9 protein-coding genes are annotated in these 13080 nt (G+C 41.1%); 1 reads left to right on the plus strand and 8 read right to left on the minus strand.

All coding sequences use genetic code 11. From position 1 onward, the window contains the following. Positions 1–50: 50 nt before the first annotated feature. On the minus strand, positions 51–500 hold the full coding sequence (locus ACNKXV_RS09310; RefSeq protein WP_417907453.1) for a GatB/YqeY domain-containing protein: 450 nt from the start codon (positions 498–500) through the stop codon (positions 51–53). A gap of 125 nt (positions 501–625) precedes the next feature. On the opposite strand from ACNKXV_RS09310, the gene ACNKXV_RS09315 reads away from it, so the two are divergent. After that, the gene (locus ACNKXV_RS09315) at positions 626–1846 is read left to right on the plus strand and encodes an Imm65 family immunity protein (RefSeq protein WP_417907454.1); all 1221 of its coding nucleotides are present in this window, start codon (positions 626–628) and stop codon (positions 1844–1846) included. A gap of 133 nt (positions 1847–1979) precedes the next feature. On the opposite strand, the gene bglX is transcribed toward ACNKXV_RS09315, so the two are convergent. The 7 genes from bglX to ACNKXV_RS09350 form a co-directional block, all read right to left on the minus strand. Continuing rightward, positions 1980–4247 (minus strand): beta-glucosidase BglX, encoded by a 2268-nt coding sequence (gene bglX / locus ACNKXV_RS09320; RefSeq protein WP_417907455.1) that lies wholly within the window; start codon positions 4245–4247, stop codon positions 1980–1982. Between the two features lie 36 nt (positions 4248–4283). After that, positions 4284–6089 (minus strand): family 43 glycosylhydrolase, encoded by a 1806-nt coding sequence (locus ACNKXV_RS09325; RefSeq protein WP_417907456.1) that lies wholly within the window; start codon positions 6087–6089, stop codon positions 4284–4286. Between the two features lie 57 nt (positions 6090–6146). Then, positions 6147–6947 carry a carboxylesterase family protein gene (locus ACNKXV_RS09330; RefSeq protein WP_417907457.1) on the minus strand — a complete coding sequence of 267 codons (801 nt, stop codon included), beginning with the start codon at positions 6945–6947 and terminating at the stop codon, positions 6147–6149. Continuing rightward, positions 6937–8316, minus strand: a complete 1380-nt coding sequence (locus ACNKXV_RS09335; protein WP_417907458.1) for a glucoamylase family protein — start codon at positions 8314–8316, stop codon at positions 6937–6939. Before ACNKXV_RS09335 ends, ACNKXV_RS09330 begins: the two co-directional genes overlap by 11 nt. Positions 8317–8341: 25 nt before the next feature. Then, a complete protein-coding gene (locus ACNKXV_RS09340) occupies positions 8342–9685 on the minus strand; it encodes a glucoamylase family protein (protein WP_417907459.1) in 1344 nt (447 codons plus the stop codon). A gap of 117 nt (positions 9686–9802) precedes the next feature. Beyond that, positions 9803–11512: a LamG-like jellyroll fold domain-containing protein gene (locus ACNKXV_RS09345; protein ID WP_417907460.1), complete on the minus strand. Its 1710-nt coding sequence runs from the start codon at positions 11510–11512 to the stop codon at positions 9803–9805. 32 nt (positions 11513–11544) lie between these two features. Continuing rightward, positions 11545–13074 (minus strand): RagB/SusD family nutrient uptake outer membrane protein, encoded by a 1530-nt coding sequence (locus ACNKXV_RS09350; RefSeq protein WP_417907461.1) that lies wholly within the window; start codon positions 13072–13074, stop codon positions 11545–11547. Positions 13075–13080: the final 6 nt, after the last annotated feature.

A 13080-nucleotide genomic window follows, 5' to 3' on the forward strand; every position in this document is an offset into this window, starting at 1 on the left:
TTTATTTTAATGATTCACATTTCGACTGCGCTCAATGTGATTACTTTATATTAAGCCAATTTCTTTTTTACGATCATAGAAATGGTCTTTCCGTCTGCCTTCCCTGCAAGTTCTCCGGAAGCCATTCCCATTACTTTTCCCATATCCTGCATTACTGTAGCTCCGGTTTTCGCAATGATCTCTTCCACCTTAGCTTCGATCTCTGCTTCACTCATTTGCTCCGGCAAAAACTGTTCTATAACTGCTGCCTGTGCCAATTCCGGTTCAGCAAGATCTTCTCTCCCCTGTTCCTTATAGATCTGGGCACTGTCTTTACGTTGTTTTACAAGTTTTTGCAATAACTTCATTTCTTCCTCATCAGAAAGTCCGTCTTTGGAAGCTGACTCAGTATTGGCTAAAAGGATCGCGCTTTTTACTGCACGTAAAGCTTCTAACTTCACACTGTCTTTTGCCCGCATTGCCGCTTTCATTTCGGCCATTACATTTTCCTGTAAACTCATTGTTCCAATAATTATGCTGCGAAGATAAAATATTCTAAAGGAAAAAACCATATAATTTGCGCCTCAAAAATCAGATACTTTTCCGGGACCTAATAAAATTTTCAAAATTCAATTATCTTGGTAAAATGTTTAATATTCACCATCATTTTCAAATCACTGGAACACAGTTAAAAGCTCTTCTTCCTTTAACTTTTTGTCTGCTTATTTCAACTCTGGTTAATGGTCAGGAAATGAACTGGTATAAAGGAAATTTACATACCCACTCCTACTGGAGCGATGGGGATGAATTTCCTGAAATGATTATGGAATGGTATAAAGATCACGACTATCAGTTCGTCGCATTATCAGACCATAATATTATTGCTGAAGGTGTGAAAGCAAAGACAATTTCAGAAGAAGATCTTTATCAAAAGGCTTTTGAAAATTACCTCGCAAAATATGGAGAAGACTGGATCAACTATAGAAGGAATAAAAATGGATTGCAGGTGCAGTTGAAAACCCTGGAAGAATTCAGGCCGCTATTCGAAGAGCCAGAAAAGTTCATGATCTTCAAAGCCGAAGAGGTCACCTCTTATCTTGATGAAAAAGCCGTGCATATGGGGGCGATCAATGTTCAGCAGGTCATCCAGCCGGCTGACGGCAACAGTATCCCGGAGCTCATTCAGAATAACCTTGATGCGATCAAAGCTCAGGCTGAAGAGACTGGTGAACCTATCCTGCAACACCTCAATCATCCAAATTTCACCTATGCTATAACTGCCGAAGATATTATTGAGCTGGATGGAGAAAGATTTTTCGAAGTTTTTAATGGGCATCCTTATGTGAACAATTATGGGGATAGCATTCATGACAGTACCGAGCAAATGTGGGATCAGGTAAATATCGCCTATCATGCCATGAAAAAGCCACTCCTGCTTGGGATCGCTACAGATGACAGCCATCATTATCATAAATATGGCGCTAAATTCAGCAATGCCGGCCGTGGATGGGTGGAGGTGAGAGCTGCTGAACTTTCTCCCCGGGCGATCATTGAAGCTATGGAAGCCGGGGACTTTTATGCCAGTACCGGCGTGGAATTGAAGACTATTGAGTTTGAAAATGATGAGCTTTCGGTACTTGTTAAGCCGAAAAAGAATGTTCAATACAGTATTCAATTCATCGGCGTTAAAAAAGGTTCCACACAAAGCGAAGTACTAAAAGAGGTTGAGGGAAGTGAGGCTACCTATCATTTGTCTGATGACGTTCTGTTTGTAAGGGCTAAGATCATTTCAGATAAAATAAAGAAAAACCCATATCGCGAAGGGGATACCGAAGTCGCCTGGACTCAGCCAGTTTTAAAAAATTAATTTGACCAATAAATCTACTTAGATTCAGGCCAAGAGTGGTAAACCTGTACTTTCAGGAATTCGTCTGGAAAAACTATAAAAAAGCCCCGGAAACATTTCGTCCCCGGGGCCCACTACCTAACTCAAAATCTTATTATTTTAAAGTAAACGAGCCTTTAAATTCGGAATCTGAAGAACCTGCAATAAAGAATTCAAACTCTCCCGGTTCAAATACATGTTCCAATTGGGAATTATAGAATTTTAGATCTTCCGCAGTAACTTTAAAAGTTACGGTCTTAGACTCTCCTTTCTTCAGGCTTATCTTCTGGAATCCTTTTAATTCTTTTCCCGGAGGAGTCACGCTTCTAACTTTATCACGTATATATAGTTGCACTACTTCTTCCCCGTCAAAATTTCCAGTATTGGTAAGGGTGGCTGATAGTTCAATAGAACCATAGGCAGTAAATTCTGTTGAACTGGCCTTTACATCACTATATTCGAAAATTGTATAACTCAAGCCGTAACCAAATGGCAATAATGGGGAATTTGGAGCATCCAGATAATTGGTCTTAAACTTTGCGAATTCTGAAGTTGGAGCTGGTCTTCCGGTAATTTTCATGCTGTAATAAACCGGTACCTGTCCTACATTTCTTGGCCAGGTTGCCGTTAATTTTCCTGAAGGATTATAATCTCCAAAAACAACATCGGCCACCGCATTTCCAGCTTCTACACCCGGGTGCCATATCTGCAAAATACTTACTGGAAGCTGCATTTCTTCTGAAATATCCAAAGGTCTTCCACTCATTAATAGCAGTACCACCGGCTTCCCGGTTTTGGAAAGTTCTTTTATCAGTCTTTTCTGGCTGGCCGGGATTGTTATATCTGTTCTGCTGGCACCTTCTCCACTCATCTCGGTTGCTTCACCAACCACTGCAACGATTACATCTGAAGTTTTTGCTATATCCAGTGCTTCTTTTAAAAGAGCATCCGGTGACTTATCTGAAATCGCGATCCTCTCTCCAAACACATTCACTTTTTTAGCAAATGAAGTATCATTGGAAATATTGGCTCCTTTAGCGTATTGAATTTTTGCATTAGGAGCAACATTTTTAAAGCCTTCTAAAATTGGTACAGACAGATCCGGGTTCCCGGTTGGAGCCCAGGTACCCAGCATGTTATTCTTATTATTCGCCAAGGGTCCAATTAGAGCGATCTTCGCATTTTTAGCCAAAGGCAACGTATTATTATGTTTTTTAAGCAGAACAAAAGATCTTATAGCTGCTTTACGCGCAAGCGCTCTGTTCTCTTTAGTCAGGATATCTGCTTCGGGGCGATCATTATCAAGGTAACGGTAAGGATCTTCAAAAAGTCCCAATTTGTGCTTTGCTTCAAGTATCCTTCTGGCCGCAGTGGTAATTTCTTCCTCGCTTACTTTTCCTTCTTTTACAGATTTACTCAGGGTAGTTAAGAATCCTTCTCCTACCATATCCATATCCAGACCGGCTTTCAAAGATAAAGCTGAAACCGCCTGCAGGTCTCCAAGGCCGTGAGCGATCATTTCGTTCACAGAGGTATAATCTGATACTACAAAGCCGTCAAATCCCCATCTGTCTCGTAAAATATCGGTTAACAACCATTTATTTCCTGAAGCAGGAATCCCATCAACATCATTAAAAGAACTCATTACACTGGCAACATTTGCATCTATAGCCGCTTTATAAGGAGGAAAATATTCGTTGAACATTCTAAGACGACTCATATCAACCGTATTATAATCTCTCCCGGCTTCAGCAGCTCCATACAAGGCGAAGTGTTTAACTGTTGCCAGCATGGTTTCCGGTTTGGTGAGGTCGTCACCCTGATAACCTTTAACTACTGCTTTGGCAATTTGTGAACCCAGATATGGGTCCTCTCCTGCACCTTCAGCTATTCTTCCCCATCTTGGATCGCGGGCAATGTCTACCATTGGTGAAAAATTCCAATTGATCCCATCTGCCGTAGCTTCTTTCGCAGCCATCTGAGCCAGTTCTTTGGTAAGGTCCATATCCCAGCTTGAAGCTGTCCCCAATGGGATTGGATAGGTGGTCTTATAACCATGTATAACATCTGAACCTATTAATAACGGAATTCCCAAACGAGTGTCATTAACAGCAAATTCCTGAGCGATCCTGATTTTCTCGGGACCGGAAACTCCGAACAAACCACCAACGTTTCCGGCTTTGATCTTGGTTTCCACATCCTCACTCACTACAGCACCGGTGGCAATCCCGCCACCAGGAGTAAGCAGATTTAACTGTCCGATCTTTTCTTCCAGACTCATTTTTTTTAGCAACTCCTCTACTTCAGGGATACGTTCCTGAGCAGTCATTACTGAAGTCCCCAAACAGAACAGGAGTATAAACGATAGATAAATTTTTCTCATTTTCCTTCTACTTTATAATTGTTACTGAATTTTACTTTAATCAATTGGCAGGATCTCCGATCTTCCGGATATTCCATTTTCGTTAAATGCTTCAATACTGAAGTAATATTTGGTATCACGATCCAGGCTTCGCATAAAATGTTGGGTCTCGCCATATACTAACCAGGACTGATATAATTTGTCCGGAGCGATTCCCCACCGAATATTATAACCCTGAGCACCTTTTACCGGCTGCCATGAAAGCGCTACATCTCTGCGGTCTTCCTGCCGTTCTACTTTAAAACCATTTACTCGGGCAGGCTTTTTTCCAAATCCTTTTCCAAAAACCCTTATTTCTGATAAAGCCAGGTTATTCCCCGGTACTTTTACATTATTATAGCGAACGAATTCAGCTTTTACTGGCTGGTTTAAAGTGATGTATGCATTGGGAGCATCTTTATAACTATTACTTCTATCTACGACCGTTTTCCAGTTTTTCCCATCTTCTGAAATTTCCAGAGTAAAACGATGTCTTAAACCTTCAGTTCTGGTATAAATTCCGGCCTCGTGATCATGAAAATTCAACTGAAAAGCATAAATATTGCCCGGAGCCTTCATCTCAATTTCAACCCATTGCTTATCATCATTAGCTTCAGCAACCCAGAAGGATTTAGGGCTTTCATCTGTTAAGACTTCAGAAATAATCTCGCCCTGTTCATTCTTTTTCAGGGGCATTTCTGTGATCTCAAAATCCTTATCTGTAGAGGTACTTTTTTTGATCTGCATCTGCGATGAAGAAACTGTAACCTTTCCTTTATAAGAAAGCAACATCCAGCCGGTATGCTGACCTGCTTTAGTTGAGTGATCAGGTCCAAAAAGCGGATAATCGCCATAACTGGTGTTGGTATACATCAAACCATCCTCATCAAAATAAGTTGGAAACATGGCCAGCCGGCGTTCCCAATGAGAATTCGATGCCAGCGCCATCGTGGCAAAATGCCAGTATTGGCCGTTAGTTTGTTTCATCGTGATCCCATGACCCGCCCCGTTAGTAAAACCTCCGGGTTTAAAACTCATGGGGTTATTCTTCATATATTTAAACGGTCCCAGGGGAGAATCTCCCACATAAGCGGCATCTGCATACACATTAAACTGAGTCCCGGGAGCAGCATATTGTAAATAGTATTTACCATTGTGTTTGGTCATGGAAGCTCCTTCCATGTAGCCTTCCTTTAATGTTGGATGAAAATTATTTTCACCAAATCGTTCCCAGCCGTGTTCCTCTTCTACAAGATTGATTAATTCCTTTTGAACCCCGGTTTCAAGAAATCGGTCATCTTTATCCAGCATTTTTACCTTTAGCGGATAAAGATTGGAAGAGCCCCAATACAAATAAGTTTTACCATCGTCATCAATGAATAATTCGGAGTCCTGAATATTATTTGAGATGGAAGCCGTTGGGGTCCATTCGCCTTTTTTAGGATCATCGGTATAAAGGATACTTCCATAACCCGCAGGATCACCTGCAAAGTATACCAGGGAATCTTTATAATTGAAAGCTGTTGGCGCATTAGAGCCCTCAAAAAACCATTGTTTTGGTTTTATGAATTCCCAGTTGATAAGGTTTTTGGAATGCCAGTAACCAAAAGATCTAGTGACGAACATATAATATTCTCCCCTGTATTCGATCACCGCAGGATCGGCTCCTGAACGATACGAAATATTCTTGCTGGAATTATAAACCATATAGGTATAATCTATATCCAGGGGATTGCAATAAGTTTTGGGCACCACCTCCTGAGCCTTTAATATAAAGCTGAACAGGATGGCTATAGGAGTAATTATATATTTAAAATTCTTCATTTAGTATACTATAGATCGGTTCGTTACTCTTATTTATAAACCGAATGCTTTATTTCACTATTCTTTCTCCTGAGAAAATAACCAGGTTAAAAAATAAGGTTCCGCAAATGCCGAATCCCAGCTGTTATGATTATCATCGGGATATAGCGACAATTTCGCATTACCACCATAATGATTTATAGCTCGTGCCATTTCTTTGGAAAGTGCCGCAGGAACTATATCATCTTTTTCTCCATGAAAGATCCAGATAGGGAAGCCTTCCGGATAAACTGAAGCTATTTCGGGGTTTGCTCCGCCGCAAATCGCAAATGCGGCAGCGAACATTTCAGGTTTCTTATAGATGATCTCATAGGTCCCCATGCCACCCATAGACAATCCACCAACATATACCTGGTGGTTATTTATATATTTTTCAGAGACCAGTGAATCCATTAAATGCATTACCAATCTCAATGATTTGGTGGGAGCTTCTTCATTTTTAAATTCGAATTGATAAGGCATGGAATCGCGTTTCACCTCAACTTTTGCCCAGTAATCCCTCTGTGGAGCCTGCGGAAAAACAACTACTGCCGGGAAGTTTTTACGATTTTCATCTTTCAGGAACAAATCGCTGCCATGAACCAATTGAGATTCATTATTATCACCCCGTTCACCAGCCCCATGAAGCACAAGCACGAGGGGATATTTTTTTTCTTCTGAAAAATCTTCCGGATATAAAATCCGGTAATTTAGGGTATCAGTTTCAGTATAAAACTGAGCTTTTTCAAATTGATCCCTTGATTGAGCTACCACCGAAAATGAGACACTCAGTAGAACTGCCAGCAATAAAAAAACAAGATATTTCAGTCTATTTTTCATAAGTAAAGCCCAGATTTTTTAGTCCGTTTTGTACTTCCGGAGCCTGCATGAACAGATCCCAGATTAATCCGCTGCGATAATTCTCAATCATCACCACAATTGGTCCCTGATCTATTGCCAGATATTTTTTAGCAGCCCAGGCATCTCCTTCCAGACTAAAGGCATCATAAAAACCGGCCGGTCCCCATAGAAGGTCATTTTGTTCAGTAAAGAAATACTTCATCGCAGCCAGTGATTTTTCAGGAGTGTAAGGAATAGAGCTTAAAGCCGCCGTTGGAGAAACCACACCTTTGTCAGTATCCGGAGAATGGGCATTATATCCAATTCCGTCATCTGGATTTCGGGTATAACTTGCCGTCAAGCCCCAGGAATTTGGTTTATAGGTTTTAAAATTATTGGGATTTTCCTGAGCGTATTCATAATTGATCAAAGTGTGATTTACATTGAGATCCCAGTAATTCGCATATTTGTCTTTTAATCCTTTAGGATTCAATCCCAAATAGGAATAATGCGCCCAGAATAAAGGTCCACCTTTGCTACCGCTGGTATTATGTTTTAAGATCAGCGGGAGTCCATAAGCTTCTTCATTGGTGGTGATTTTCCCACTTCTGGCCCATCCATCATGATAAACTTCAGGATTTATAGCATGATCTGGTGAGGAAGCGGCAAGGACGTAAGTGATCAAACATTCGTTATAACCTTCGATCATAAAGTTCATTTCCCATTGATAATTTGGCGACCAGTGCCAGAAAATTCCGTATTTATTATTGGTATACCAGTCCCACTCTATTCCTTTCCATAGCTCATCATATTTATTGGCAACGATTTTTTCTTTTTCTGAACCATTTTTAAGGTATTCCCTAACCACAATAAAGCCCTGAGCCAGGAATGAAGTTTCTACTATATCGCCGCCATTATCCTTTTCACTGAACGCCTGAACCTTGCCTGTTTCACCATTCAGCCAATGTGACCAGGCTCCATGAAAACGCTGAGTTTTTGCCAGAAAATCGGCTATTTTTTCAAATCTAACTACTGCCAAATCTCTCGGAATAAAACCTCTTTCTACCCCTGCAACGATTGCCATTAATCCAAATCCCGTTCCTCCGGTTGTAACCACATGCGCATCATCCTTTGGATAAACACCATCAGGGTGAAATCTTTCCCGAGCCATCCCGCTGTTAGGTTCAGCAAAATCCCAGAAATATTTTAGGGTTTGCTTTTGTACGGTATCCAGTAATTCTTCTTCAGTCAATTCAACTGAATTCTCCTTATTTTCAACTGTATTTGCTGCTAATTCCTTCTTCTCATCTTTACATGATGTAAATATTAAGAAGGTAAAAATCAGCAGGAGATATTGGTTTTGTAACATTTTCAACTAATGGTTTGATTTACACTTAGTAGGAGAAATTTAATTTATCAAGGCCTGATCTCACTTCAGGAATATTCATAAAAAGCTCCCATAATAATCCGGTTCGATAATTTTCTATCATCCCAATGATCGGGCCCTGATCTATGGCCAGGTAACCATCGGCATACCAGTTATATTCTTCAGAAAAAGCATCATAGAAGCCATAAGGCCCCCAGAGTTTATTTCCTTTTTCTTCATAAAAATAGCGAAGTGCTGCCATGGATTCTTTTGGAGTATAAGGAAAAGAGGATAATGCGGCAGTAGGAGTTATTACTCCAAGATCATTGGTAGGGCTATGTGCCGCATATCCGTCTTTACTGTCTGAGGCGGTTAAACCCCAGGAATTTTCCCCGTAACCTGTAAAATTTTTAGGGTTACGTACGGCATATTCATAATTGATCTGAGCATGTGCCGTATTTTGTTGCCAGTAATTGGCATACTGGTCCTGAAGATTTCTAGGGTCAAGACCAATAAAAGAATAATGACTGAAGAAGAGCGGGCCACCATACGAAGGTCCCAGCGGCATATTTATCCCGTAATGTGACCTGCTTGTAATGATGTTTCCATTAGATGCCCATCCTTGGGTACAGACCTCTTTTTCAATTGGGTGTGTGGGAGACGAAGCAGCCAGCACATATACTATCAAAGATTCGTTCCAACCTTTGATCCTTAACCCAATTTGAAAATTAAATTCCGGAGACCAATGCCAATAAAGTACTTTATCTTCATTGGTGTACCAGTCCCACTCAACATTTCTCCAAATTCTGGTAATCCGGTTATCGAGTTCGTCATTATTAAAGTATTCTCTGCAAATTAAAAGTCCCTGAATAAGAAAAGCTGTTTCTACCAGATCTCCGCCGTTATCCAGCTGACTAAATGCTCTGGTTTGAGCAGTACTTCCTAAATACCAGTGTGAAAACGCGCCGTGATAGGTTGGAACTTTTTCCAGAAAGTCGAGGATTTTGGATAGCCTTTGTTCAGCTTCAGCTTCACTTATCCAACCACGTTCCACGGCTACCGGAAAGGCAGCCAGACCAAATCCTGTCCCTCCACTGGTTACAATATCTGCACCCTGACCTCCATAAGCCTCATCCTGCGATCTTTCTCTGGCCATTCCGCTATTAGGTTCGGCAAAATCCCAGAAGTACTTAAAGGTTTGTTCCTGCACCAAGCCCAGCAACTCATCGTCGCTAAGTTCAGGTGTTTCAGTTTGACCATCATCTGAAGGATCCGGAATGTAAGGTTCCTGATATCCGGGTCCTGTATCACCAGTACAGGCCACAAACATATTCAGAAGGATTAAAAAACCGGAAAGTTTCAATCTGGTCATATGAAATGATTTATCTGTAACCCGAAGCAATTTCTCTCTGGGATAATAAATTAATTTTAAATGGTAATTCGTTTAAGAATAAGCTCCGGATTGACCTCCGGAGCTCAACTAATATTTCTACTGAGCCATAATGGCTTCAATTTCATCTTCGGTAAGCACCTTGTTATAGAAAGTAAGCTCATCCATAAAACTCGCATCGGCAAGATGACCCCAACCGGTGAAACGTGGTGCTCCGGACATTACAGATACCATATCTGCACCGGTCCAATCTATTGGAGATGCCATACCGCCGGTATTTACAGCTTCCCCGTTAAGATAGATCGTAGATTCTGTTTCAGAAATTGTAAAGGCGACATGTACCCACTCTCCTGCAGCAACATCGATAACTCCACCATCATTCCAGCTCTCACCGTCTCCTGTACCAACATTTAATTTAATACGCTGTTCAGCTGCATTTCCTTCACGAAATAATCGGAATCCGCTCGTTCTTAAATTCTGAGCATCCGGATTCGCAGTATCTTCTGGTCCTATTACAATGATCCCTGCACGATCCGGGCTGGCATTAACCTTATACCAGAAAGTAGCACTGAATTTTTGAGAAAGCAATCCTTCTGAAGACATCGTTAAATATGAACCTTCAGCGCCTGAATAGGCATCAGATCCTTCTGCCGCTTCCCCGGCAAAACCCGGAGTACCAACCACATTTATAGAGCGATTTGAAACATTATCCTGATAATTTCCATCAAAGGAAAGTTCCAGAGTTTTTGAAGATGCATTTATCAGGTTCTGAATTTCTTCCTGGCTAAGTGCAGCATCAAAGATCCTTAATTCATCCATAGAGCTGCTATCATATCCATGACCCCAGTAACTAAAGGTTTCCCCTCCAGATCCTATGGTAAGTTTCTCAACTCCGGTCCAATCTATAGGTCCGGCAAGACTACCGGTATTCATTTGTTGACCGTTGATATAAATAATAGTTTGAGTTTGATCAACCGTAAAAGCTACATGCACCCATTCTCCGGCATTTACATCGATCACTCCACCGTCGTTCCAGGTTTCTCCCGAACCGGTACCAACATTTAATTTTATTCTTTGCTCATCTCCATTCCCTTCACGGAATAAACGGAATCCCTGAGTACGTTCTTCATTTGCTCCTGCTACCAGAATTCCAGCACGGTCTGGGCTTGAACTTACTTTATACCAGAAGGTAGCTGTAAAATTAGTACCTACATATCCATCGAAGGGGAAAGTAATGTATGAATCCTGTGCTCCGGTAAATGAATTGGAACCAAGGAAAGCCTCACCTGCGAAATCCAGATTACCGGTAATTTCAGAGCTTTTAAGAGTTATAAGGTCTATATAATCTCCATCAAAAGGCATATACAAATACTCATTTGCGAATTTAGGAGTATAAGGTGGCTCTTTGCTGAAGTTAACAGTTTTTGAAGTTACGTTTCCCTGAAGGTCAGTTGCCTTAACGGTTACCGTATGATCACCATTGGTCACATTATCATAGACAACCTCTCCATTAACAATTCGGTAATCTTTAAAATCGTTCATAGTTGCAACCATATTGCCATCTACCAGAACTTCGATAAGGGCAATCTCGATATCGTCAACTACTTTGAATTTAATATTTATAGAGGAAACCTCGTCCAGTACTTTGATGGTATTCCCATCAAGAGGAGAGCTAATGGTCACCTCTGGAGCACCGGCATCGGCACCCGGATCTACTTTTGTGATTGGGTCAATTCCATCAGGATCACATCCCGTTATAAAAAACAGAATAGAAAGAATACCCAGTAACTGTATTTTAAAATTTTTCATTCTTTTTACTTTTAATCAGTTTACTAATAGAATTAATCTCCCAATGGCAATGCATCTACCTGAGCCTGTGGATAAGGCAGATATTCATCTGCTGCAGAAAAGGTTCTGCCATCATAGCTTAGCTCATTGTAATTATCAAGTCTTATCATGTCGTAATAACGAATTCCCCACTCCATGGCCAGTTCGGCAAATTTCTCGTCCATCACATCTTCCAGCGTAACTCCGTTAAGCGGAGATAATCCGGCTCTGTTTCTTACGATATTCACTGCTTCATCTGCACTCATTCCCACTCCACTGGCTCCTCGTACTACGGCTTCAGCATACATCAACAGGATTTCAGAATATCTTATCACGATGTAATTCTTTCCAGCGCCATAATCGTTTCTTCCTTCGGTTAGCTGAATAGAAGGTAAATAATGCTTTCCACTGGCGAATAAGGCTCTTGAATAATCGTTGATCACATCACCTGAAGGGGTGGTTTTACTTACGTAAGCAGGAATTTCATAGCCATCGGCCTCTAATTCTGCAATTCCTCTATCTGTGAATAGCACACTGGTCACCAGTCTGTCTTCTTCATTTCTGTCCAGCATGAATTCAATGAACTTTAAACTTGGCTCAAAGAATCCCCAGCCGCCGGAAGCATTTTCTCTGGCTGGCTCCCATCCCTGTGGCCCAAATGGGGCATACAGGTGATAAAAACTATCCCCGGTAGAGCTGGCGAAATCTGAATATTGCAATTCAAAAAGACTTTCATCGCTTAACTCTCCCGGCTTTTTAAATAACTGGTAATAATCCGGATATAAAGAAAATTTCCCTGAACTGATTATTGCTCCAGTTGCTTCAGCTACTTTATCATAATTTTCAAGTTCAAGATTGGCAAGTGCTTTCAAGGCATATGCTGTATACTTGGTAACTCCTCCCGGTAAATCTGCACGCTGATTAGGTCTTTGATCAGGTAAATCCTGGATCGCCTCGTCCATTTGATCTGAGATATACTGCAATACTTCTTCTTTTGAAGAAATGCCATTTTCCTCGATCTCTGTTGCAGGTTCGTTGGTATTATATATGTAAACATCTCCCCAGGTACGGGTAATATTTAGATGCAACCAAGCTCTTAGAACTTTAATTTCTGCAATGTATTGATCGGCTCTGTTAACATCTGCACCATCCATAAACTCTCTGAAATTCTCAAGTTGAAGGATCGCAGTATTAAGGTCTATGATATCGCTGTAATGTCCATTCCATAAGGCATTGTACATCCAGTAATCTTTGTTATATACATACCTGTCTGTATCTGCAAATGGTTGCTGGTCTCCCAGACCTCCGGCGTTCACATCATCTCCTCTAACCGAAAGTAGAAGCGGTTCTTCCCAACCGCGGGTTCCCACTACATTATATGCGCCAATAAGGGCGCCTATCATCTGGCTGGGATCTGTATAATCCAGATTGGATGCAGATAATTGTCCTTCCCGAGTATCGAATTTATCGCTACAGGAAGAGAGCCCGAGCATTAGAACTGCAGAAAGGCAGCAATAAATTATATTCTTATTCAAATTCTTCATGGTGCA

Origin of the sequence: Christiangramia aquimixticola (genome assembly GCF_048285835.1) — a bacterium.
Lineage (GTDB): Bacteria > Bacteroidota > Bacteroidia > Flavobacteriales > Flavobacteriaceae > Christiangramia > Christiangramia aquimixticola.

Coding starts and splice junctions, on each gene's coding strand:
- ACNKXV_RS09310 (WP_417907453.1), bottom strand. CDS start 500: ATGAGTTTACAGGAAAATGTAATGGCCGAAATGAAAGCGGCAATGCGG.
- bglX (WP_417907455.1), bottom strand. CDS start 4,247: ATGAGAAAAATTTATCTATCGTTTATACTCCTGTTCTGTTTGGGGACT.
- ACNKXV_RS09350 (WP_417907461.1), bottom strand. CDS start 13,074: ATGAAGAATTTGAATAAGAATATAATTTATTGCTGCCTTTCTGCAGTT.
- ACNKXV_RS09330 (WP_417907457.1), bottom strand. CDS start 6,947: ATGAAAAATAGACTGAAATATCTTGTTTTTTTATTGCTGGCAGTTCTA.
- ACNKXV_RS09325 (WP_417907456.1), bottom strand. CDS start 6,089: ATGAAGAATTTTAAATATATAATTACTCCTATAGCCATCCTGTTCAGC.
- ACNKXV_RS09315 (WP_417907454.1), top strand. CDS start 626: ATGTTTAATATTCACCATCATTTTCAAATCACTGGAACACAGTTAAAA.
- ACNKXV_RS09340 (WP_417907459.1), bottom strand. CDS start 9,685: ATGACCAGATTGAAACTTTCCGGTTTTTTAATCCTTCTGAATATGTTT.
- ACNKXV_RS09335 (WP_417907458.1), bottom strand. CDS start 8,316: ATGTTACAAAACCAATATCTCCTGCTGATTTTTACCTTCTTAATATTT.
- ACNKXV_RS09345 (WP_417907460.1), bottom strand. CDS start 11,512: ATGAAAAATTTTAAAATACAGTTACTGGGTATTCTTTCTATTCTGTTT.